15 protein-coding genes, 2 rRNA genes and 1 pseudogene (1 of these 18 running past the window's edge) are annotated in these 23,675 nt (G+C 62.6%); 7 read left to right on the forward strand and 11 right to left on the reverse strand.

Going from position 1 to position 23,675, the window contains the following annotated elements; translation table 11 throughout:
• Positions 1 to 112: 112 nt before the first annotated feature.
• Positions 113 to 349, forward strand: a pseudogene (locus NUH87_RS13820) (HNH/ENDO VII family nuclease); the annotation flags it as partial.
• A complete protein-coding gene (locus NUH87_RS13825) occupies positions 346 to 774 on the forward strand; it encodes an SMI1/KNR4 family protein (protein ID WP_338526408.1) in 429 nt (142 codons plus the stop codon). The pseudogene NUH87_RS13820 and the gene NUH87_RS13825, both read left to right, overlap by 4 nt.
• A 468-nt stretch (positions 775 to 1,242) precedes the next feature.
• On the opposite strand, the gene NUH87_RS13830 is transcribed toward NUH87_RS13825, so the two are convergent.
• Both NUH87_RS13830 and NUH87_RS13835 read right to left on the reverse strand, forming a co-directional pair.
• The gene (locus NUH87_RS13830) at positions 1,243 to 2,253 is read right to left on the reverse strand and encodes a hypothetical protein (RefSeq protein WP_338526410.1); all 1,011 of its coding nucleotides are present in this window, start codon (positions 2,251 to 2,253) and stop codon (positions 1,243 to 1,245) included.
• A gap of 95 nt (positions 2,254 to 2,348) precedes the next feature.
• Positions 2,349 to 2,750 (reverse strand): PsiF family protein, encoded by a 402-nt coding sequence (locus tag NUH87_RS13835; RefSeq protein WP_338526411.1) that lies wholly within the window; start codon positions 2,748 to 2,750, stop codon positions 2,349 to 2,351.
• A gap of 202 nt (positions 2,751 to 2,952) precedes the next feature.
• Between NUH87_RS13835 and NUH87_RS13840 the strand changes: the two genes are divergently transcribed.
• Positions 2,953 to 3,834, forward strand: a complete 882-nt coding sequence (locus NUH87_RS13840) for a DMT family transporter (RefSeq protein WP_338526412.1) — start codon at positions 2,953 to 2,955, stop codon at positions 3,832 to 3,834.
• Positions 3,835 to 3,843: 9 nt separating this feature from the next.
• On the opposite strand, the gene NUH87_RS13845 is transcribed toward NUH87_RS13840, so the two are convergent.
• The 4 genes from NUH87_RS13845 to NUH87_RS13860 form a co-directional block, all read right to left on the reverse strand.
• Positions 3,844 to 4,965 (reverse strand): GNAT family N-acetyltransferase, encoded by a 1,122-nt coding sequence (locus NUH87_RS13845; RefSeq protein WP_338526413.1) that lies wholly within the window; start codon positions 4,963 to 4,965, stop codon positions 3,844 to 3,846.
• Positions 4,966 to 5,119: 154 nt separating this feature from the next.
• The gene (locus NUH87_RS13850; protein WP_338526414.1) at positions 5,120 to 5,623 is read right to left on the reverse strand and encodes an OmpA family protein; all 504 of its coding nucleotides are present in this window, start codon (positions 5,621 to 5,623) and stop codon (positions 5,120 to 5,122) included.
• Between the two features lie 4 nt (positions 5,624 to 5,627).
• Positions 5,628 to 6,896: a diguanylate cyclase domain-containing protein gene (locus NUH87_RS13855; protein ID WP_167337415.1), complete on the reverse strand. Its 1,269-nt coding sequence runs from the start codon at positions 6,894 to 6,896 to the stop codon at positions 5,628 to 5,630.
• The gene (locus NUH87_RS13860; protein ID WP_338526415.1) at positions 6,896 to 7,471 is read right to left on the reverse strand and encodes a YfiR family protein; all 576 of its coding nucleotides are present in this window, start codon (positions 7,469 to 7,471) and stop codon (positions 6,896 to 6,898) included. The genes NUH87_RS13855 and NUH87_RS13860 overlap by 1 nt, the downstream gene beginning before the upstream one ends.
• A 331-nt stretch (positions 7,472 to 7,802) precedes the next feature.
• On the opposite strand from NUH87_RS13860, the gene NUH87_RS13865 reads away from it, so the two are divergent.
• From NUH87_RS13865 to NUH87_RS13880, 4 genes are all read left to right on the forward strand, one after another.
• The gene (locus tag NUH87_RS13865) at positions 7,803 to 8,654 is read left to right on the forward strand and encodes a sugar phosphate isomerase/epimerase (RefSeq protein ID WP_338526416.1); all 852 of its coding nucleotides are present in this window, start codon (positions 7,803 to 7,805) and stop codon (positions 8,652 to 8,654) included.
• A gap of 12 nt (positions 8,655 to 8,666) precedes the next feature.
• Positions 8,667 to 9,725 (forward strand): isopenicillin N synthase family dioxygenase, encoded by a 1,059-nt coding sequence (locus NUH87_RS13870; RefSeq protein ID WP_338526418.1) that lies wholly within the window; start codon positions 8,667 to 8,669, stop codon positions 9,723 to 9,725.
• A 43-nt stretch (positions 9,726 to 9,768) separates the two neighbouring features.
• Positions 9,769 to 10,557 (forward strand): ABC transporter substrate-binding protein, encoded by a 789-nt coding sequence (locus tag NUH87_RS13875; protein WP_338526419.1) that lies wholly within the window; start codon positions 9,769 to 9,771, stop codon positions 10,555 to 10,557.
• A 162-nt stretch (positions 10,558 to 10,719) separates the two neighbouring features.
• The gene (locus tag NUH87_RS13880) at positions 10,720 to 12,273 is read left to right on the forward strand and encodes an amino acid ABC transporter permease/ATP-binding protein (RefSeq protein ID WP_338526421.1); all 1,554 of its coding nucleotides are present in this window, start codon (positions 10,720 to 10,722) and stop codon (positions 12,271 to 12,273) included.
• Here the strand turns inward: NUH87_RS13880 and recD are convergent.
• The 5 genes from recD to NUH87_RS13905 form a co-directional block, all read right to left on the reverse strand.
• Complete coding sequence (recD, locus tag NUH87_RS13885) at positions 12,236 to 14,332, reverse strand: exodeoxyribonuclease V subunit alpha (RefSeq protein WP_338526423.1); 2,097 nt, start codon at positions 14,330 to 14,332, stop codon at positions 12,236 to 12,238. The two genes, NUH87_RS13880 and recD, sit on opposite strands and share 38 nt — an antisense overlap.
• The gene (gene recB, locus NUH87_RS13890; protein WP_338526425.1) at positions 14,329 to 18,015 is read right to left on the reverse strand and encodes an exodeoxyribonuclease V subunit beta; all 3,687 of its coding nucleotides are present in this window, start codon (positions 18,013 to 18,015) and stop codon (positions 14,329 to 14,331) included. The genes recD and recB overlap by 4 nt, the downstream gene beginning before the upstream one ends.
• Entirely contained in the window at positions 18,012 to 21,470 is a 3,459-nt protein-coding gene (recC, locus tag NUH87_RS13895; protein ID WP_338526427.1) for an exodeoxyribonuclease V subunit gamma, read from the reverse strand. Before recC ends, recB begins: the two co-directional genes overlap by 4 nt.
• Positions 21,471 to 21,625: 155 nt before the next feature.
• Positions 21,626 to 21,741: ribosomal RNA gene (gene rrf, locus NUH87_RS13900) — 5S ribosomal RNA — on the reverse strand.
• Between the two features lie 158 nt (positions 21,742 to 21,899).
• Positions 21,900 to 23,675, reverse strand: a 23S ribosomal RNA gene (locus NUH87_RS13905) (it continues 1,115 nt past the right edge of the window).

Below are 23,675 nucleotides of genomic sequence, written 5' to 3' on the forward strand. Positions count from 1 at the left end.
AACATTAACTGTGAAAGGGTATACAGATTTGAGTCATTTAAGCGATGCACAGCTCAAAAGCGTCATCTTCATGAACGGTCATAATGCGCCCCACCCCTTTGGTAAGTCTCCTGTAGACAAGCATGGCAACACTATCGTGTTGCACCATGAGAAACAACAGACAGAAGGGCCGTTACGTGCCATGCCAGACAAACACCATGGAAGTCCAGAGCATAATACGGCGCAGCATCCACGTGGGAATAAAAAAGGATTGGGCATGAAAAATCGTGAAGCCTTTAATTTCTGGAAAAAAGAATTCTGGATCAACCAGGCTCAAAAAGCCTCAGCCAGCAGGTGCGGCAGTAAATGAAGAGCGATCTGATTGAAAAAATTGAAAATGTCTTCAGGTCTCAAGACTGTCTTCGTGGCAAACCCGCTACAGACGCTGAAATTCAGCAAGCGGAAAATTTGCTAAAAGTCACTTTCAATGAGCAGTATGTTGAGTTTATCAAGCTGTTTGGCGGGGCGTTTGGAGGTATTGATATACACGCTTTCAACAACGGTTCATTGCTCGGAAAAGCGACAGTTATTGATCTAACTCTAAAATTCAGAAATGCAAATGAAAATTGTGTGCCCGCCCCCCTCAAAAATGCATATGTTATCTCGGATGACGGAGCCGGAAATCCGATCCTAATGAATTCAAACGGTCAGATATTGATCTATTTGCATGATGAACATGAGGTGGAGATTTTATATGAATCCCTTGAGGTGTTATTAACAAAATCTTTTTCATAGATAACAAGTGCCTTATTAAGACCTTTCAGTCTTCCGATGTCTATTGGGCTGGTTTGGACTCAACATTTCAGAAAAATGTATAGACGGCTACGCCCGTCGAATATGCTATTCGCCAGCACTTTACCAAGGCACGAAAAATCCCACCAAACAATCCTACGTTTCCCTCGTGCGTCAGGCATGGGAGAATATTGTGCGCGCCAGCAGCGAGGGCTAAAGTTTGACCGTCGTTGCAAATTCAGCGACACGGGTTTGAACGCCCGAAAATGAATAGGCGCACAGCGCCGCGAAAGCGGTATTTTTGTGCTCGCGTTATGGCGGGCTGTGCGCAGGAGGCTTCAGCCTGCCGGTTCCTATTCCCGGTCGTTCAACCTGCGTACGGTCTGCTGGAAGGTTCACGCCGCGCCGATTGACGTCACCCTCACTGCGCAAGAGCCAACTGGCCGTCTCTTGCGCAGTGAGGCCAGTCGCTCAGACCAACTGCGCCAGCTTCAACTCGCTCTTGATGTACGCATAGTAGATCGGCCCCGCCACCACCCCCGGCAGACCGAACGCGGCCTCGCACACCAGCATGGCCATGAGCAGCTCCCAGGACTTGGCACTGATCTGGCCGCCGACGATCCGCGCGTTGAGAAAGTATTCCAGCTTGTGGATAAACATCAGGTAGCCCAACGCCGCCGCCGCGACCCAGACCGACAGCGACAGACCGACGATGGTGATCAGGGTGTTGGACATCAGGTTGCCGATCACTGGCAACAGCCCGAGCAGGAAGGTCAGCACGATCAGGGTCTTGGTCAGCGGCAGCTTGATCCCACACAGCGGCAGGATCACCGCCAGGAAAATCGCGGTGAACGCGGTGTTGAGCGCCGAGATCTTGATCTGCGCGAAGACGATATTGCGAAACGCCTGCACCAGCAGCCGCAAACGCTCGAACAGCGCCGCCGCCAGGGGTTTGCGCTGGCTGATGTCCGACACGTGCTGCAAGGCCACGATCGCCCCCAGCACCATGCCGATCAGCAGGGTCACGAACATATGCGCCGCGTCCTTGCCCACCAGTTGCAGTTCACTCAGGTGCTTGCTCAACCACTCGCCGATAGCGACCTGGAACTCGGCTGCACTGGCCGGCAGATAAGCGTCGATGAACGGCGGCAACTGGCCACGCGCCTTGTCCACCACCACCATGAACTTGTCGAGGGACGCGCCGGGGTTTTCCGCTTCGTGCAGCAGAAAGCTGATGGCCCCGGCAAAGATCAGACTCAGCACACTGACGATCAAGGTGCCCAGCAACGCCACCGCCAACCAGCGCGCACGCCGCCCGGAAATCAGGTGCTCAAGCTTGGGCGTGAGCATGTTGACCAGCTCGAACACCAGTAAGCCGGCCAACAGGCTGGGGAGCAGGCGCAACGGCAATGCCAGCAGCAACCCACCGAAAACAAGGATCAAACTGGCCAGGACGACATAACGCTGGGGAAACGCTGACATACAGCCTCAAAAAGAACGGCACTAAAAGACAGGCAGTCTGCCAGCCTTCTCCAGGGAGGACCAGCGGCAAGCGTCAGAAGGACGGCGGTTCGACGCTACTTCTTCTTCAGGCAATTGCTCATGAAGGCCTTGTGCGCATCACCCTTGGGCGCCTGGGTCTTGGCGGCGGCATTGCAGTCCTTCATCTTCTGCTGCTGCGGCGTCAGCACCTTGGCCGGCACGGCTGCGGTCGCCGGCTTGGTCGCCGGTGTGGCCGGCATGGCGGCTGGCGTGGTGGCCGGTGTAGCCGCAGGCGTGGCGGCGGGCATGGCCGATGTGGCCGCAGGCGCGGCTTTCAGGCAATTGCTCATAAAGGCCTGGCGCTTGTCGCCAGTGAGGTTCTGGGTCTTGGCATCCGCGTTACAGGTGGCCATCTTGTTTTGCTGAGCCGTCGCGGCAAAACCCTGTGAGCAAAGTAACAAGCCGATCAACAACAATGGGATACGGAGCATCTTCATGGAGTTTTCTCCTTGTTACCGCACCGAAGGGCACGGCATGCCTTCAGTGTAGACAAACGCAGTTACACATCCAGCAGTGCCCAGCCTGGCCATACGCGCCGGCCACCGGTACTGCTCCTGCACGATTGACAGGATCGAGGTAGAGGTTTCATCCCGGCACAAGGATAATCCCCGCTCATTGACGATTCGGGCTACACCCCCCATGCAATACGCTTTCCCCCTGCTGGCGATCTTTATCTGGGCCGGCAATACCGTGATCAACAAGATGGCGGTCGGCGCGATCTTCCCGGCGGAAATCGGCTTCTACCGCTGGTTGCTGGCCGGCCTGCTGTTCACCCCGTTCATGCTCAAGCCGGTAATGGCCCACTGGAGCCAGATCCGCCCGAACCTGGGCCGGATCTTCGTGCTCGGGGTGCTCGGCATGGCGGTCTACCAGAGCCTGGCGTACTTCGCCGCGACCCTGACCTCGGCCACCAACATGGGCATCATCCTGTCGTTGATGCCATTGATGTCGTTGGCCCTGGCCATCCTCAGCCTCGGCCAACGCCTGACGGCCGGTGCGCTGGTCGGGGCGCTGCTGTCGTTTGCCGGGGTGCTGGTGGTCGTGTCGTCCGGCAGCCTCGCGGCGCTGCTGACCCATGGTGTGAACCTGGGCGACGCGATGATGCTGATCGCCACCCTGGCCTATGCGATCTACAGTACCTTGCTGAAAAAGTGGCAACTGCGCCTGCCACCGCTGGTCTTGCTGTACCTGCAGGTGCTGGTGGCGGTGGTGGTGCTGTTCCCGCTGTTCTGGCTGTCGCCGAAGGTCGGACCGAACCTGCACAATGTCGGGCTGGTGCTGTATGCCTGCCTGCTGGCCTCGATGCTGGCCCCGCTGGCGTGGATGCGATCGGTGGCGGCACTCGGACCGAGCCGGACCACCCTGTTTTTCAACCTGTTGCCACTGATCACCGCGTTGATCGCCGCCGTGGTCCTGCATGAAGAATTGGCGCTGTATCACCTGCTGGGCGGGACGCTGACCCTCGGTGGGGTGATTCTGTCGGAGCGCTGGACCACGCCGTTGCGCCGCAGCGGCTCTTGATTAAGAGCCCTAATATTCCTCGGCCATCGTCTGCAGGTCCGGGTCCAGGCTCTGCCAGGTAATGCCCTTGGCCACCGCGCCGAAGAGGCGATGCAGCAACGGGTTGCGATGACGGCAATAGCAGTCCAGCGAAACCAGCTGATGACCGAGTTCGCGCTTGACTCGATAGCCTGTCTGGCCACTGTCCAGGCGTGTGGCCCCGACACTGTAGGACCACTTCACCGCCTGCTCCCATAGCTGGAAATACAGGTGCGACTGCTTGCCCACGTGGTAATCGATGCCGATGAACTTGTTGATGGCCTTGTCACCGAGCAGAAAGCACAGCATGAACGCCGCCATCTTGCCGGTCTGTCCATCGCTCAGCAGGATGAAATGCGATTCGGGCTTGAGGGCAATCTGTCGAAAGAACTCGAACGTGAGCTTTTCGAATTTGGTCTTGCCCTTCTCGTAGGTTTGCAGAAAAAGGCTGTACAACTCCTGCAGCGTTTCTTCATCCGGCTGCTGCACGACCGTTACCGCCAAGGCCCCCGGCACGAGGCCGTGCTTGAGTTTCTTTTTCAGCAGATAACGATGGCGGCTCTTGAGCGTCTTGAGATAGCCCTCGAAACCACCCGAGGCCAGCTCGACCGCCGTGCCTGGAAAGCTCACCATGGGAAACAGCCCCCGCGCCTCGCACAGCCCTTCAAGCGCCGGCTTCTGCAATTCGCCAAAGTCCTTCCAGACGGTCATCGCGACGTTCTTGGCTTTCGCCCTTCGGGTCAGCGCGTCTTGCAGCGGCACAACGATATCCGCCAGCGAATGACCGGGCAGCAAGCCGATGGAGCCCTCGTCGGAGCAGGGTGAGCCGACGAACAGGGTGCGCTGGTAACGGAGCGCCGGGATGACTCTCAGCACCTTGGCAATCATGGGCGGGACGACCAATTCCATGGGAACGTTCATGACAAACGTGGGAGCCAGCCCGATCGGCTGCCCCTCTTTCTCCAGAATGGCGTAGGCAAATTCGAACTGGTCCTCAAGCCCACCGTCTTCCAGGGCTTCATACCACCAGCGGCCTTCGACACCGGTAAAACAGCTTTCCCACAGCGTTGCGGGGATAGACGCAGCGCGGCTGACCCATCGAACGTTAAACATTCAAACTTCCTCTCAGGCGGCGCCCTCCTGAGAGGGTCCATACTTATACCCGCATGCAGGGGCATCGAGAAAGAGAATCGGCATTTATTTCGACAGGTATCACGCTGCTAGCAACATCGATACAAACAGCGTCCGCGCAGTCCTGCTGCGAGGCTCAGTCCGCAATCACCACAATCGACACCCGGCGATTCTCGGTACGCCCCTCTACCGTGTCGTTGCTGGCCACCGGCACGCGGCTGCCGAAGCCTCGCAACTGGATATTCTGGCGCTTCATGCCGGCCTGCTCCAGCACCGTCGCCACACTGTTGGCCCGACGCACGGAGAGCTGCTCGTTGTAGGCGTCCTTGCCCGAGGCATCGGTATGCCCGTCCACCCGCACTCGCTCGATACCCACGCCCAACAGGGCCTTGGCTATGCGATCGACGATGTCATGGCTCTCTTTGTTCAACACTTCCAGGTCGCTGCCGAACAGCACCTTACCCGACAGACCGAAAGCCCAGCCATCGTCCGTCAGCCGGAAGCCCTCTTGCTTGAGCACGGCGATCTGCGCCGCGCTCAGGCCCTTGGGTGGCGCGGTCTGGCAGCCGGCCAATGCCAGCAGCACCGTGAACAGGGCCAAGGTGAAAAAACGCAAGGTCTGTCGGGTCAGTGTGTACAAGGGTTCAACTCCTGGTTTGAACAATGGCGGCGGAGTGCTCCGACCCCGCCGTGTGTTGCCCGCCTCGGGCGAGGCGCTTGGCTTGGTACATCGCCGCATCGGCGGCGTTGAGCAGGGCGTTCGGGGTAATACCATGCTCGGGGTAAACCGCGATACCGATGCTCAGCGAGGTGAGCACCTGGGCCTGCCCGGGCACCGCAATGGGGGCGTCCATGCTGGCGATGATCTTGTCGGCGATGCGCTGGGCGTCTTCGATCTTGTGCAGCGGCGTCAGCAAGACGGCGAACTCGTCGCCGCCCAGGCGCGCCACCAGGTCCTCTTCGCGCAGTTGCGCACGCACGCGCGTCGCCACCGCGACCAGCACCGCATCGCCCGCCGCATGACCGAAGTTGTCGTTGATCTGCTTGAAGCGGTCGCTGTCGAGAAACAGCACGCCGACTCGCTCGCCCTGCTTGGCGGCGTTACGCAGGGAGCGTATCAGGCGACCTTCGAAGAAGGCACGGTTCGGCAGGCCGGTCAGGCTATCGTGATTGGCCTGGTGGGCCAGGGATTCGTTTTCGCTGCGCAGATGGCTCTGCCAGGCCTCCAACTCGTCGAGCAAGGCGTTGAAGTCGCTGCCCAGGTTGTCCAGCTCGGCAATTGACGCGGGCGGCACGCGCCGGTCAAACGCCCGATCGATGCGAGCGGCATGGGCCACCTCGGCCAGGCTGCGCAACGGGCCGATAATGCCCCGCAGCAGGCGCCGCGCCAGATACAGCCCGAGCCACGCCGCCAGGGCGCTGCACACCAGGATCCCGAGCAGACCGCTGAGCAGGAAACGCAGCAGGCTGCCGCCATGTCCGGTCAGGCGGATGCTGCCGACCTCGCGATCCTGATGGACGATCGGCAGATCGATAGGTTGTTCGAGCAGGGTGCGCGCCAGTTGCATCTCCACCTTGGACAGCAAACCGGTTTCCGGCCGCTGCCAGCGCGCCAACCGTTGACCGTGAGCGTCGAAGACCTCGGCATCGGCCACTTCCTCGGTCTCGGCGATCAGGGCCAGGGCCTCGGTGGCCGCACTGCTGTCGTTGAACACCACCGCCGCTTCCACGGTGTAGCTGATGGAGCGGGCGATCAGGTGAAGGTTGTGGTCGGCGTAGACCCGCAGGGCCAGCACGCCGAGAAAGGTCAGCGAGACACTCACCAGGCCCACCGCGGCCATGGCCGCCAGCAGATGCCCACGCCCCAGCACCGAGCGCAGGCTGGGGGGCGCGTCGGACTTGAACCTGCCGATCATGGCTGGGCGCTCCGGCGGCGCGAGAGTTGCAATACGCTGGGGTGAATGCGCACACCACTGCGGGCGACCGAGTCGAGGTTGACCTCGAACGACACCTGGTTATCCGTCACCCGCAGACAGAAGAGGCTGCCGACCGTGCACTGATCGCCGCCTTCGCTGATGCTCAGCACCGCGTGGCCGCTCAGGGCGGTAAAGAGACGGCTGCGTTCGTCGCTGCTCAGCTTGCCGATATAGACGGCGTCACAGGCGCTGCCGAGGGCCGGACTGCTCGCCAGCAGGCGCTGGACCAGCACCGGTCGCCCGGTGGCCTGGGTGGTGCCCTTGACCAGATCGTCGGTGTACTCGGTGGGACCGACGATACACAAGCGCAGTTGTTCCGGCTCCACCGGCCAGCGCGCATAACTGAGAATCCCCAGCACCACCTGGGTGACCGCCTGGGCACGTTGATCGGCCGCGTCGGTGGGTGCGGCGTCCTGGGCAACGCTTATGTACGTCGACAAACAGAGCAGGACAGACAGGCAGAACTGTCTCCAACCCCAAAATCGCCCTGTCGTCGAGACAGCCACGCTCATGAAGGAATTCTCTTAAAACTACGTAGGATATTCCGCAACGATAGCACACCCCCTGGATCGCAAGGGCGGATGTCCAGCAGTAGATAGCCCACTATTGGTTTATAAATCTCTGAAGTATGGATTTGAGCTTTCCTATTCTTCCGCGTGCCATGGGCTGTCTAAGATCGACGCCATGCTCCAGCAGGGGGGAATACTCTCCCCTGATCTGATGTCAGACCGGCTCCGCAGAGAACTGGCTAGACGGACGCCCTCTGTTACTGCCGTAACCGCTCGTCCCGGCCCAACACCGTGACGTGCATCGAACCGTTCAAGGCTTCGTTGAGGCGCACCGATGAAACTGGAGATTTTCCGTACCCTTTGGGGCTACACCGCGAGCAAGGCCCAGGCACTCGACGAGCTGCTGGCCGAAGGTTTCGACGGCATGGAGGCGCGCCTGCCCCTGCAAGCCGTCGAACGCGCCGAGTTCGCCGCCTTTCTGCGCGCCAACCGCCTGGGCTATATCAGCACGCTCTTCACCGCCTACGACGTACTCCCCGAACAGGCCGCCGCGCCCGCCGAACACCTGCGGGACCTGGACTGCAAACTGGCCTGGGCCGCCGAACTGGAGCCGCGCTTCGTCAATGTGCTGGCCGGCAACGACCGCTGGCCCCTGGCGCAGCAGGTGGAGTTCTTCGGCCAGGCCATGGCCCTGGCGAAACGCCACGGGCAGTTCTGCACGTTCGAAACCCATCGCTCGCGCTCGCTGTTCAATCCCTGGCTGACCCTGGAACTGATCCGGCAACTGCCCGACCTGCGGTTCACCAGCGACATCAGCCACTGGATCGTCACCTGCGAACGCCTGCTGGACGATCCCGCCGACGACCTCGGCGCCTTCGTCGAGCGCGTTCACCATATCCAGGCGCGGGTCGGCTATGACCAGGGTCCGCAGGTACCGCACCCCGGCGCCCCGGAATATGCCCGGGAACTGGCCTTCCACCAGGCCCACTGGGAAAGCATCTGGCGGTCCCAACAGGCGCGGGGCTACACCGTCACCACGCTGACCCCGGAGTTCGGTGCCGACGGCTACCTGCATCACCTGCCCTTCACCAACGTGCCGGTCGCCGACCTGTGGTCGCTGAACGTCTGGATGGCCCGGACCGAGCGCGAACATTTCCAGCGTTTCAGCCAATCAACCCATCCGTGAGGTGTTTGCGTCATGCCTGAGAACAATCACAAAAGCCCGGCCGAGGCCAACTTCAAGAGCATTCCGGTGGTGAACATCGCCGGGCTGTTCAGCGTCGAGCTCGAACACCGCCTGGCGGTGGCCGAACAATTGGGGACCGCCGCCAGCGAAGTGGGCTTCCTGTACATCACCGGGCACGGCATCGACCCGCAGTTGATCGACAACCTGCGCCAAGCGGCCAAGGACTATTTCGCCCAGCCGTTCGACACCAAGATGCAGCACTACATCGGCACCTCGAAATCCCACAAGGGTTTCGTGCCGGAAGGCGAAGAGGTCTACGCCAAGGGTAAACCGGATCACAAGGAAGCCTTCGATATCGGCTTCGAAGTGCCGGAGGACGATCCGCTGGTGCTGGCCGGCACGCCACTGCTGGGACCGAACGACTGGCCGACGCTGCCGGGGTTCAAGGAGGCGGTGCAGGCCTATTACGCCGCGGTGTTCGCCCTGGGTCGCAAGCTGTTCGGTGGTTTCGCCCTGGCCTTGGGGCTGGAAGAGAACACCTTCGATGCCCTGGTCACCCGGCCGCCGTCGAAGCTGCGGCTGATCCACTACCCCTTCGACGATGCCGCCCAGGACGCCCCGGGCATCGGCGCCCACACCGACTACGAGTGCTTCACCATCCTGCTGGCGGACAAGCCGGGCCTGGAAGTGATGAACGACCTGGGCCAGTGGATCGACACGCCGCCCCTGCCCGGCGCCTTCGTGGTGAACATCGGCGACATGCTCGAAGTGATGACCGCCGGGGCCTTCGTTGCCACGGCCCACCGGGTGCGCACGGTGAGCGAGGAGCGTTATTCCTTCCCGTTGTTCTATGCCTGCGACTTCCACACCTTGATCCAGCCGCTGCCGGGTTTCGTCCAGCCCGGCCAGGACTATGAACAGATCGCCATTGGCGAGCACATGTACGGCCAGGCCCTGCAAACCTACCAGTACCTGCGCAAGCGCGTGGAGAACGGCGAGATCGCCTTGCCCGAGAAAGCCCGCAAGCCGTCGAGTTTCGGCCATTTGAAAAACCAGTCGCAGCCGTCCTGAGCCCAGTCCTCACACCCCAGCCTTCACATCGGAGCCACCGAACATGCACAAGAACAATTCGCGCCTGACCCTGATCGCCGCCGCCCTGCTGTGCAGCAGCGCCGCCCTCGCCTCCACGGCCACTCCCGGCCAATTGAAAGTCGGGATGGAAATCACCTATCCGCCGTTCGAGTCCTACGACGCCGACAAGAACGTGGTCGGTTCCGACCCGGAGTTGTCCCAGGCCCTGGCCAAGCATCTGGAGGCCAAGGCGCAGTTCGTCGACACCAAGTTCCCGAGCCTGATCCTCGGCCTCAATGCCGGTCACTATGACGCGATCATTTCCGGCATGTACATCACCCCCGAGCGCCAGACCCAGGCCATGACCATTCCCTACGCCATGACCGGCGCAGCGATCCTCGTGCCCGGCACCAGCACGCTGAAACCGGGCACGCCGGAAGACCTCTGCGGGCTGAAGGTCGGCCTTGAGCAGGGCACCACCTGGGTGGCGCAGCTCCAGAAGCTGTCGACCGACTACTGCGTGCCCAAGGGCAAGGGCGCGATCACGGTGAATGAGTATCCGTCTGCTCCGGAAGTCACCCAGGCGCTGCTGTCGAACAACGTCCAGGCCCAGGTGGAAATTGCCGGCGCGGCGAAGCTGATCGCCGAGAAGACCAAGGGCCGGGTGGTGGTGAGCAGCGAACACCTGGTCTATCCGCAGACCCTCGGGATCTTTGTGAAGAAGGGCAATGAGGCGCTGTACCAGGCGTTGCTCAAGGCGTTCGAGGAAACCAAGACGAGCGGCGAGTACGCGGCGATCCTGAGCAAGTACAGCCTGGAAGCGGCGCAATAAGGCCCACCACCGGGCCTGAATCCTGCGTGACTAATGTGGGAGCGGTGCTTGCCCGCGAAGAACGATAACGCGGCATGTCTGAAAAACCGCAGCGACTTCTTCGCGGGCAAGCTCCGCTCCCACAAAAGCGTGTCGTCGCGTCAACGCAACACCGAGGTTTCTATGCAATTCGATTGGCCCTATTTCTTTTCGCTGTTCTCGATGCCGGCCTTCTGGCAAGCCTGTGTCACGGTGGTCGAACTCAGCGCCCTGGCCTGGTTCATCGGCATGTTGCTGGGCTTCTTCCTGGCCTCGGCCAAGCTGTCCGCCTCGGCCTGGTTGCGCCTGCCGGCCGCCGCCTACATCTGGTTCTTTCGCAGCATCCCGCTGCTGGTGCTGGTGGTGTTCGTCTACAACCTGCCGCAGCTGTTCCCGCTGACCGGCAGCGTGCTGTCCAATCCGTTCTATTCCGGGTTGTTCGCGCTGGTGGTCACCGAGGCCGCCTACATGGCCGAGATCCATCGCGGCGGACTGATCTCGGTCGCCAGGGGCCAGAAGGAAGCCGGCCGCGCCCTGGGCATCGGCGTGCTGGGGCTGCAACGACTGATCGTGATTCCCCAGGCCTTTCGCATCTCGTTGCCGACCCTGATCAACGAATACATCACGGTGGTGAAACTGACCTCGCTGGTCTCGGTGATTTCCCTCACCGAGCTGCTCACCGTCGGCCAGCGCCTCTACGCGCAGAACTTCCTGGTGATGGAAACCCTCGGCGCGGTGGCGGTGTACTACGTGCTGATCGTCAGCCTGTTCGGCTGGCTCCTGCAGCGCCTGGAGCGCTACCTGGACCTGGGCCAGCGCACGCCGCAAACCCTCGATGAGAGCGCCATCGCCGGACTCAGGGCCGCGCAACCAACCCTGACCCAGTCGCCTCGCGCGCAATCGGTCAGCGGGGCCCCGTTGGCGCTGGATCTGCAGAATATCCACAAGCGCTATGGCAACCACGCCGTGCTCAAGGGCATTGACCTGGCGGTCGGCAGTGGCCAGGTGATTTCCATCATCGGCCCGTCCGGCTCGGGCAAGACGTCGCTGATCCGCACCATCAACGGCCTGGAAAGCATCGACCAGGGCAAGATCGTGCTATTCGGCGAGGGCTTCATCAGCGCCGCCAATCACCCCAACAGCCCGCAGATCCGCCGAGGTGTGCGGCGCATCGGCATGGTGTTCCAGAACTTCAACCTGTTCCCCCATCGCTGCATCCTCGACAACATCACCCTGGCGTCGCTCTACCACGGTGCGAGCCGGGAAGTGAGCGAACAACGCGCACTGGCCTTGCTGGACAAGGTCGGGTTGCTGGCCCATGCGCGCAAGTACCCGCATCAGCTCTCGGGCGGTCAGCAGCAGCGGGTGGCGATTGCCCGGGCGCTGGCGATGGAACCGCAGATCATGCTGTTCGACGAGCCGACCTCGGCGCTGGACCCGGAGCTGGTAGGGGAAGTGCTGAAGGTGATTCGCGAGTTGGCGGATGAGGGGATGACGATGCTGATCGTCACCCATGAGATGGATTTCGCCATGTCGATTTCCGATCGGGTGGTGTTCATGGAGAACGGCTTGGTGCAGCTGGATGCCAGCCCGCAAGCGATTCGCGAGGAGGCGAAGGGCGAGCGGGTGCGCCGGTTCATGGGGATTGAAGTCGGCGCGGTCAGTGCTCCGCGCCCAGCTCAAGCATCAGTCCGCTGAGCCGCTTGACCTTGCGCGCCACCGCCTCCTCGAATACCCCGGCACGTGGTTCGATCAGGCTGAACCAGTCCTTGGCCCGGGTGATCCCGGTGTAGATCAATTCCTTGGTCAGCACCGGGTTCAACACCTGCGGCAGGATCAGCGCGGTGTGGGCGAACTCCGAGCCCTGGGACTTGTGCACCGTCATGGCATACACCGTCTCCACATCGTTCAAGCGACTGGGCAGGACAAAGCGCACCCCGCCCTGCCCGTCATTACGCGGGAAGGCCACCCGCAGCACCGGCTGGCCGGCCTCGGGTCCGTCGCGCTCCGGCAGTTTCAGGGCAATGCCGATATCGCCGTTCATCAGGCCCAGGCCGTAGTCGTTGCGGGTCATCAGCACCGGACGCCCCTCGTACCAATGCTGGTCGCTGTCGATCAGGCGCTGGGCGAACAACGCCGTGGTAATCCGTTGGTTCAAACCCTCGACACCCCAGGGGCCCTTGCGCACGGCACAGAGCAACTGGAACTCGTCGAAAGCCTGGAGCACCGTGCGCGCCCAGTCGGTCCAGCGTGCATCCGCCAGGTCGGTACCAACATCCGGACGCTGGCTGCGCAGCACCCCCAGGTAGTGCCGGTAGCCTTTCGGGCCGGAGCCCTGGCCGTCCAATACCAGGCGCTCGAACTTCTTGTCCTGCTCGCCCTTGAGCGACAGCGCAAACAGATCCGCGTGACTGCCGGCCGCCAGCAGCGCCCGCGCCTCGTCCGCCGACTGGCGATTGACCAGGCGGGCCAACTGACCGATACCGCTGCCTTCGCCAAAGCGCCGGGAATGACGCAACATCACTACTTGCTGGGCCAGCGGATGGCTGTCGTCCAGGTCCTCGCGTAAACCGCTGGCGTCCATCGCCTCGCCACTGACCGCCTGCAGCCAGTCACGGGTCGCCGCGCTGTACCAGCCCTCCTCGGCATCACGACACAGGTCGCCCAAGACCGCGCCGGCCTCCACCGACGCCAGCTGGTCCTTGTCGCCCAGCAGCACCAACCGGGCGTGGTCAGGCAAGGCATCGAGCAGGCTGGCCATCATTTCCAGGTCGATCATCGACGCTTCGTCCACCACCAGCACGTCCAGCGGCAGGCGATTGCCCGCGTGATGCCGGAAGTGCCGGGTGCCCGGCCGGCTACCCAGCAGGCGGTGGACGGTGGTGACCTCGCTGGGGATCTTGCCGCGCACGCCGTCGTCGATCTCCAGCGAGCGCACCTGCGCACTGATGGACTCGGTCAGCCGCGCAGCGGCCTTGCCGGTGGGCGCCGCCAGGCGAATGCGCAAGGGTTTGCCCGCCGCCACCGCCGGGGCCTGGAGCAACGCCAGCAAGCGCACCACGGTGGTGGTCTTGCCCGTACCGGGACCACCGGTGACGATGCTGAACGCCCCTCGCGTGGCCAGGGCACAGGCGAGTTTCTGCCAGTCGATGCGGGCGCCGGGAGCCGCTGCGCCAAACAGCGCGGTCAGGCGTTGCGCCAAGTCGTCCGGGGTCTCTTCCTGTTCCGCCAGGCGCCGGCGCAAGGCCTCGTCGATACGCCGCTCGTAAGCCCAGTAGCGCCGCAGGTACAGGCGCCGCCCGCTGAGCACCAGCGGGCGCTGTGCCGCCTCGATACCCTCGTCGTCCGCCAGCGCCACCAGCGAACTGGCCTGCAGCGACCGGCACCAGTGCTCGCCGTCCAGGGCCACCAGCAACTGCGACGGCAGCAGCAACGCACCGCCCTGCACATCGCCCTCCGGCGGCAGCGACAGGGCGAAATCCGGTTCCTGCAAGGTGGCGAACAGATCGAGGCAGACATGCCCGTGTCCCAACTGGTGGCTGGTCAGCGCCGCCGCCAGCAGCACCAGCGGATCGGCCTCGGCATCGAGCTCGTGGAGAAAGGCCACGAAGGCCTTGTCCAGCGCCCGCAGCCAACCCCGTTCGACCCAGCGTTCCAACAGCAACAACAAGTCCGCCGCGCGGCTCAGGGGCGTCAGTTCGGCCAGGCTGTCGTCGCTCAGCGCCGTCGGCAGGATTTCGGAAAAAGAGCGTTTCATAACAGACTCCCCTGCTCCCAGGCGGGCTCGCCACGGGGCACCGGTTTGCCCTGGAACAGCAGGTCCAGGTGCTCGATCAGTTCGCGCGGCGGCCGGGTGAAAAACACCCCCTGGCTCGGCGCACGGGTGCCCCGCAGGAACAGGTACAAGGCTCCGCCCATATGCCGGTCGTAGTCATAATCCGGCAGCCGCGCCTTGAGCTGGCGATGCAGGGCCAGCAGGTAGAGCACGTATTGCAGGTCGTAGCGGTTGTCGAGGATCGACAGGTTCATCGCCTGCTCGGTGTAGGCCGCGTCATCGGCGCCCAGCCAGTTGGACTTGTAATCCGCCACGTAGTAGCGCCCCTGGTGTTCGAAGGTCAGGTCGATAAAGCCCTTGAACATGCCATTGAGCGATACCGGCTCGGCCTTGGCCCGGGCGACGCCGGCGTGGGTATGGCGACGCACCAGTTCGTCGACCTTGAGCACATCGACGCTGTGGCTGGCGAACCAGAACTCCATTTCCACCCGGTAGGCCTTCAGGTCCTTGAGCACCACCGGCGGCTGATCGTTGCCCAGCCGCAAAGGCGTTTGCAGCAGGTCGGCGAGCCAGTCGCTCAGGGTCGCGATCCAGCCTTTCCAACCGCGCAGGTTGCAGCGGGGGGCGACGGCTTTTTCGATGAGCGCGCGGTCGGCATCGAAGCCCTCGTCACCGGCCCATTCGAGCAGCCCGTGGAGGAAGGTTCCGGGGTTCGGGCCACGAGGGAAACGATGGATGTCGCTACCGCTCTGTGCCAGGTCGCGAGGCGCGGCCGGATCGAGGCGCTCGTCGTCGAAGAGCTTCTGCGCCTGGGGGCTTTCCGGCGCTTCGTCACTGTCGGGACTCTGCACCTCGCCGATGCGCAAGGCGCTGTAGGAAGCGATCCACCAGTACTCGCTGGCACTGCGCTTGGGCAAGCGCGGAGCGAGCAAACTGGCGTCGTTGCGCGGCGCCTGGAAGGCTTCGGCGGTGGCTGCCGGCAGAGGTTCGCAGGCCAGCGCCGGGCAATCCTGCTGCAGGTCCAGCAGCCAGCGTTCAAGGCCGGTGGATTCGCCCAGCACAGCACCGCCACCGAGCAGATAACCGAGGGCCGACAGGTGCAGCACCGAGCTGTTGTGATTGCCGCGCTTGAGGTCGGCTACTCCCAGCCAGCAGGCATGCCGGGCTCGGGTCAGGGCCACGTAGAGCAGGCGCAGGTCTTCGGCCAGGCGCTCGTCGTCGGCCTGGACGATCAGTTCGGCGGTGGGTTTCAGGCTGACCTGGGCCTTGCCCTCGGCATCGTGGTAATGCAGCGGCAGGCGACTGCCGTCCACCGGTTTGACCGAGCAGATGAACGGCAGGAACACCAGGGGGTATTCCAGGCCCTTGGACTTGTGGATGGTCACCACCTTGACCAGTTGCTCGTCGCTTTCCAGACGCAGGATCTGTTCTTCGCCCGCCTGGCCGGAGGATGCCAGGTGCTCGCCGAGATGACGGATCAGCGCCTGTTCGCCGTCAAGCTCGGAGGCCGCCTGTTGCAGCAGCTCGGACAGGTGCAGCACGTTGGTCAGCACCCGCTCGCCATCGCTGCGGGCCATCAGCGCCCGGGGCAAGTGGAAGTCATGGATCAGTCGACGCAGCATCGGCAGTACGCCCTGTTTGCGCCAGATCTCGCGATAGCGGCGGAACTGCATGACCCGTTCTTCCCAGGCCAGCTCGTCCTGGTTCAGCCGCTCCAGTTCGGCCAACGGCAGGTTCAGGGTGATGCAGGCCAGGGCCGCCCGCAGCGGGCGTTCGACATCCGGCTCGGCGCAGGCCTTGAGCCAGGCCAGCAGGTCATGGGCCTCCTGGGCGGCGAACACCGAATCCTTGTCCGAGAGGTAGACGCTGCGCACGCCGCGACTCGCCAGCTCGCCACGCACCGCCTGGGCCTCCTTGCCGTCACGCACCAGGATCGCGATATCGGAGGGCAGCACGCCCTTGAGCACGCCGTCGCGGACAAAACCACTGAGCTGCCGTTGCCCACCGTTGAGCAGTTCGACGATGCGACTGGCGCAGGCCGCCGCCAACTGTTGGCGATATACCGCGCCGGACACCGGTTGCTCCGATGGCAGTTGCCAGAGGTTGAGCGCCGCCACGGGCTGGCCGTCGATCTGCAACACTTCCTTGCGCCCCTGGGCGGCCACCGGCAGAAAAGGTACCGGGTTGTCGTCGCCCTCGCGAAACAGGAACGCACCGCGCCCCTGCTCGCGCTGCTCGGCCCGTTCGAAGACGTGGTTGACCGCCGTGACCATTGCCTGGCTGGAACGGAAGTTGGTGCCCAGGGTATGCAGCCGACCGAGGGTAGCCTGGCGCGCCCGCAGGTAGGTGTAGATGTCGGCACCACGGAAGGCGTAGATCGCCTGCTTCGGGTCGCCGATCAGGAACAGGCCGCACTCGGGGCTGTTGTCCTCGATGCGGTAGATACTTTCGAAGATCCGGTATTGCACCGGGTCGGTGTCCTGGAATTCGTCGATCAGGGCCACCGGGAACTGCTCGCGGATCAGGCTCGCCAGACGCTCGCCGGCGTCGGCCTGGAGCGCCGCGTCGAGGCGCAGCAGCATGTCGTCGAAACCCATCTCGGCACGCCGGCGTTTCTCTTCCTCGAAGCGCATGCCGACCCAGCGGGCGGCGTGTTCGAGCACGGCGGCGTCCGGGGTGGGCAAGCCGTCGAGGCTGGCTTTCAAGCCGGCCATGGCATCTAGGGCCGGGTGGCTCGGCGGCTCGCCCTTCCAGGCTTCGGCCAGGCCCGTGGCGGTCAGGCGGCTGAAGCCGGTGCCGATATCCAGTTGCTCCTGGCTCTCGTCCTCGGCCCAGGCCGTCAGTTTTTCGAACCAGGGTTCGAAGTAGCGCGCCTGCATCTTGCGGCCGTCGACGGTCTTGTTCGCCACGCCTTGCAGGCAGATATCCCGCAGCTCGACGGCCCATTGCCGCCAGGGCGCCTTGAACTGCACCAGGACCTGGCGACGCTCCTGCAGACAGGCCTCGATCAGTTCGGCCGGCTCTTGCGGATTGTCGTTGCGCCGTTCGCTACCGAACAAGGCCCGCACCCGGGGCAACAACGCCGCCGGGCCGCCCCAGTTCGCCCGGACCCAGTTCAGCGCATCGCCGTGCATCTTGTAGCAGAACAGCCGCCAGTAATCGCGCAGCACTTCGCCGAGCAGTTCGCTGTGGTCGGTCTCCAGGGTCTGGGTAAACAGGCTGCCGCTGTCGAAGGCATGTTCGCGCAGCATGCGCTGGCACCAGCCGTGGATCGTCGACACCGCCGCTTCGTCCATCCATTGGGCGGCGATATCCAGATGGTTGGCGCACGCCGGCCAGTGTTCGGGCAGGTATTCGTCACGCAGTTGGGCAATCAGCGCATCGGGGGCTTCCATCTCGTCGCGAAAGAACCGCGCGGCTTCCGCCAGACGGGTGCGGATACGGTCACGCAGCTCCTGGGTGGCGGCGTCGGTGAAGGTCACCACGAGGATCTGCGGCGGCAGCAACTCGCGGCCGAAACCCGAGGCCTCGCCGCCATGGCCGAGAACCAGGCGCAGGTAGAGCGCGGAGATGGTGAAGGTCTTGCCGGTACCGGCACTGGCTTCGATCAGTTGGCTGCCGCGTAGCGGGAAGGCCAGGGCCAGGGGAGTCTTGCTGTCGGTCATGAACGCGCCTCCTCGGCGGCGAGTGAACGCCAGGGCGCTTCGAGCAACGGGCGATAGAGCGCATCGCACCAGCCTTCGAATTCCTCGCTGGCGATCAGCGCGTTGTAGTCGGCGAACTGTCGGGCCAGGGCCGCGTTTTCCCGCCGCTCGCCCTCGCTGTTCACACCGTCGCCGTCGTAGGCCTTGCGGGCCGCGTCCTGTGCCTTGAGCGGGTCCGATTGGGCGAGCCAGGCAAAGGCAGTCTTGACCGCGACCGGAAGCGGACGCCGCATGCCGGACTGCCAGGCCAGCAGCAGGTTGCCGAGGATTTCGGCGGCACACGGCGCTTCGAAAGGCGGCAGCAGCAAGGTGTCGTCGCTGGCCACCAATGCAGTGGTCATCGACAGTTCGCAGGCACAGGCCACCAGGTGCTCGACCCACGGCCGGGTGAGGCGATGCCATTTGCGGGTCTTGAGCGAGCCGATGCTGTTGGGAATGGTCGTCACCGCGAGCAGGCCGCCGTCACTGCGCTGGTGCAGGCCGCTCAGCCAGCCCTCCACCCGGGTGCCGCCGGCATCGAAGGCGACGGGCACGGCGCTGGTCAGCGGGGTCGGCCAGAGGCTGAGCAGTTGCCGGTAACGTTGCAGCAGATCCGGCAACGGTTCGATCAGTTCGTGTTGCAGCAATTCGCCGAATCCGGCCATGGGCAGCAGGCCGCTCGCCTGCAGCCGCCGGGCCTGGTGGCGCAGCGCATCGTCCGGGTTGTCGGCCTGGAGCAGCGCCGCTTGCAACAGGCTGTCGCTGAGGCTGTAGCGTTGCAGGGCGTCGAGCACGAACGGCTCCTCGTCGGCCAGCGGTGCCTGGGCCGCTTCGAAGAAGACCTTCAGGCGCTGGCTGAAAAAGTGCCGTACGGGGTTGCGTAGGAAGTCCTGGAGCTGGGCCAGGGTCAGTGGCTCTTCCTGCCGGTAGGCGTCGAGTTCGGTGCTCGTCGCGCTCGGATCCTGGCTCTCGTGCAGTTGTTGCCACTCGCGCGCATAGCTGAACAGATCGGCATGGCTGTCATGGAAATAGCGGGCGCTGAAGGGCTGCAACGGATGCGCCTGGGTCAGGCCCTTCAGCAGTTGTTCACCGTCGGCGTCCGGCAGTCGCCAGCCGGCAGCGAGATGGTCGCGCAACTGGCCGATCAGGACCGAGGCCGGACGCTCGCTGTTGTCGCGGATGCTATGACCGACCCAACTGATGTAGAGCTGATGCCTGGCCGACAGCAAGGCTTCGAGCAACAGGTAGCGGTCATCTTCGCGCCGTGAGCGATCGCCGGGGCGGTAGTCGCTGCCCATCAGGTCGAAATCCAGCGGCGGCTGCGCACGGGGGTAGTCGCCGTCGTTCATGCCCAGCAGGCAGACCAGCTTGAACGGGATGGCCCGCATCGGCATCAGGGTGCAGAAGTTCACCGCACCGGCCAGGAAGCGCTGGGACAGGCGGCCCTGGTCGAGGCCGGCCAACCAGGCTTCGCGTACCACGGTCAGCGGCAGGGTTTCTTGCAGGTTCACCGCCTGGCAGGTTTCCAGCCAGTCGGCGCGCAGTTGCTCAAGCTGCATCAGCAGGTAGTCGTCGTGCTCGGTGTCGGCGAGGAAAAACAACTGGATCAGTGCGTGCAGGCGTTCACCCCATTGCTCGGGAAGTGCCGGCTCGGAAAGTTCCTGGTGGGCGATTTCCAGCGCGTCGAGCAGCGCCACCAGCGGGCCGATCAAGGCGGCGTCGAGGCCACCGATCTCATCGTAGGGTTCGATGCCTTCACAGGCATCGCCGCGACCGACCGCGTAGCCCAGCAGCATGCGCCGCAGGCCGAACTGCCAGCTGTTCTGTTCCAGTGTATCGGGCAGGCCGAGGCCGGCACGTTGTTCGGCGTTCATGCCCCAGCGCACGCCGGCACCTTCGATCCAACGATGCAAGGTCGGCAGGTCACGCTCTTGCACATTGAAACGGGCGCGCAAGGCGGGGACATCGAGCAGGTCGAGGATCTCGCTGACCGGGAAACGACTGTCGGGCAGCTTGAGCAGGTGTTCGACGGCAATCAGCAACGGGTCGCGACCACGCTGGCCCTGGTCGGCCAGGGTGAAGGGGATGAAGCGCGGATCACCGCGCTCGAGCTGGCCGAAGACCGCGCGGATATGCGGCGCGTAGCTGTCGATATCCGGGACCATGACGATGATGTCGCGCGGCCGCAGTTCCGGCTCGGCACTGAAGCGCTCGAGCAGTTGGTCGTGGAGGATTTCCACTTCCCGCTGGGCGCTGTGGGCAACGTGGAAGCGGATCGATTGGTCCCGCGCCAGGTCGACGGCCGGCCAGTGCTCGCGGGTTTCATTGAGCGGGCGCAGTTCGAGGATATCGTCCTGCAGTTGGTTGAGCAGGGTCAGTGGCGTGCTGTCGCTGAACAGGTCGATACGGCCGTCGCGGAAAGCCGCGCGATAACTGGCGGGATCGTCGTAGCTGTCCAGCAGGTTGATGTAGTCACGGCCCTGCTTGCCCCACGCGGCCAACAGCGGGTGCGCGTGCTGGTGCAGGGTTTGCGGATCGAGGGCCAGCGGCATTCCGGCTTTGCGGACCTGGCGTTTGTACTGGTTACGCAGCAGGTCCTTGTCGGCGACGATATCGGACCAATGATGGCGACAGGGGTTATGCACGCAAAGCAACACCTGGCTGAAACGGGCCAATCCGGCGAGGGCTTCGAGGGCCTGGGCGGGCAGCGAGGAGATGCCGAACACGATCACTCGCGGCGGCAGACCTGGCGGTGGGTTTTCCAGCTGGTTGATACGTTCGATAAAGCGCTGGTGAACGCCGGCCCGGCTCTGGGCCATGCCCGACTCGCCGACATCCAACAGCAGTGCGCGCCATAACTCGGCCTGCCAGCAATTGGCCGGCGGCAGCGGCTTGATCTCGCCACGGCCACCGCGCAGCTGATGGCGACCGGCAGCCCAGTCTTCCAGCCAGTCGGCGCGATAGACCTGGTATTGGTCGAACAGGTCGGCGAGGCGCTCGGCCAGTTGGTAGCGCTTGCGCAGGTCGCTGTCGTGGGTGAGGAAGCGTTGCAGCGGCTCGAAGTGGGGCTGGTCGATGAGCTCCGGCAGCAGGCGCATCAGGCGCCAGGTCAGCGGCCCCTTGTCGAGCAGGGACCTGGCCGGGATCTCGTCACGGCCCAGCACCATCCGATAGAGCTGCCACATGAAGCTGCCGGGCAGTTGCACATCGATAGCGGCGGCGATGCCGCAGCCGCCCTGGTCATCGTCTGCGGGATCTTCGGCCAGGGCGAGTTTCAGCCACTGGGCGATGCCGTTGCTCTGCACCAGGGCGATTTCATTCTCCAGGGGGGCCAGGGGATAACGTCGCATCACGTTGATCACCAGGCTGCGAAGCTCTTCAGGGCTGTTGCTCTGAACCACCATGAAGGCTGGGTTGAGTGACGTCGCATCCGACATGCCGACTTCCTTGGAGAATTCAAAACGAAGGCTGGACTTTAACACCTCCGGCGCGCCCAATCGCCCCTGCCGGAAGGCGGTGGAGGGTCAGGTATTTCGGTGGCGCAAAAACAAAACCCCTACCTGCGGTCGCAGATAGGGGTTTTGGAATTTAATCTTGACGATGACCTACTCTCACATGGGGAAACCCCACACTACCATCGGCGATGCATCGTTTCACTGCTGAGTTCGGGATGGGATCAGGTGGTTCCAATGCTCTATGGTCGTCAAGAAATTCGGTAGCCAGGTCGTTTTCTCTTACGAGATCACGCTCCAGCGAATGGGTATGTGACAGCTTGGTGTTTTGTGAGCTACAAACTTTCGGTTCGTTTCGTCTTCACACACCGCAATCTGGTGCTCTTTCGAGTCAGCAAATTGCTTGGGTGTTATATGGTCAAGCCTCACGGGCAATTAGTATTGGTTAGCTCAACGCCTCACAGCGCTTACACACCCAACCTATCAACGTCGTAGTCTTCGACGGCCCTTCAGGGAACTCAAGGTTCCAGTGAGATCTCATCTTGAGGCAAGTTTCCCGCTTAGATGCTTTCAGCGGTTATCTTTTCCGAACATAGCTACCCGGCAATGCCACTGGCGTGACAACCGGAACACCAGAGGTTCGTCCACTCCGGTCCTCTCGTACTAGGAGCAGCCCCTCTCAAATCTCAAACGTCCACGGCAGATAGGGACCGAACTGTCTCACGACGTTCTAAACCCAGCTCGCGTACCACTTTAAATGGCGAACAGCCATACCCTTGGGACCGGCTTCAGCCCCAGGATGTGATGAGCCGACATCGAGGTGCCAAACACCGCCGTCGATATGAACTCTTGGGCGGTATCAGCCTGTTATCCCCGGAGTACCTTTTATCCGTTGAGCGATGGCCCTTCCATACAGAACCACCGGATCACTAAGACCTACTTTCGTACCTGCTCGACGTGTCTGTCTCGCAGTCAAGCGCGCTTTTGCCTTTATACTCTACGACCGATTTCCGACCGGTCTGAGCGCACCTTCGTACTCCTCCGTTACTCTTTAGGAGGAGACCGCCCCAGTCAAACTACCCACCATACACTGTCCTCGATCCGGATAACGGACCTGAGTTAGAACCTCAAAGTTGCCAGGGTGGTATTTCAAGGATGGCTCCACGCAGACTGGCGTCCACGCTTCAAAGCCTCCCACCTATCCTACACAAGCAAATTCAAAGTCCAGTGCAAAGCTATAGTAAAGGTTCACGGGGTCTTTCCGTCTAGCCGCGGATACACTGCATCTTCACAGCGATTTCAATTTCACTGAGTCTCGGGTGGAGACAGCGCCGCCATCGTTACGCCATTCGTGCAGGTCGGAACTTACCCGACAAGGAATTTCGCTACCTTAGGACCGTTATAGTTACGGCCGCCGTTTACCGGGGCTTCGATCAAGAGCTTCGCGTTAGCTAACCCCATCAATTAACCTTCCGGCACCGGGCAGGCGTCACACCCTATACGTCCACTTTCGTGTTTGCAGAGTGCTGTGTTTTTAATAAACAGTCGCAGCGGCCTGGTATCTTCGACCGGCATGGGCTTACGGAGCAAGTCCTTAACCCTCACCGGCGCACCTTCTCCCGAAGTTACGGTGCCATTTTGCCTAGTTCCTTCACCCGAGTTCTCTCAAGCGCCTTGGTATTCTCTACCCAACCACCTGTGTCGGTTTGGGGTACGGTTCCTGGTTACCTGAAGCTTAGAAGCTTTTCTTGGAAGCATGGCATCAACCACTTCGCGTCCTAAAGGACACTCGTCATCAGCTCTCGGCCTTAGACTCCCGGATTTACCTAAGAGTCCAGCCTACCACCTTAAACTTGGACAACCAACGCCAAGCTGGCCTAGCCTTCTCCGTCCCTCCATCGCAATAACCAGAAGTACAGGAATATTAACCTGTTTTCCATCGACTACGCTTTTCAGCCTCGCCTTAGGGACCGACTAACCCTGCGTCGATTAACGTTGCGCAGGAAACCTTGGTCTTTCGGCGTGGGTGTTTTTCACACCCATTGTCGTTACTCATGTCAGCATTCGCACTTCTGATACCTCCAGCAAGCTTCTCAACTCACCTTCACAGGCTTACAGAACGCTCCTCTACCGCATCACTTGCGTGATACCCGTAGCTTCGGTGCATGGTTTGAGCCCCGTTACATCTTC

It is taken from the genome of Pseudomonas batumici (assembly GCF_036585405.1).
Classification (GTDB): Bacteria; Pseudomonadota; Gammaproteobacteria; order Pseudomonadales; family Pseudomonadaceae; genus Aquipseudomonas; species Aquipseudomonas batumici.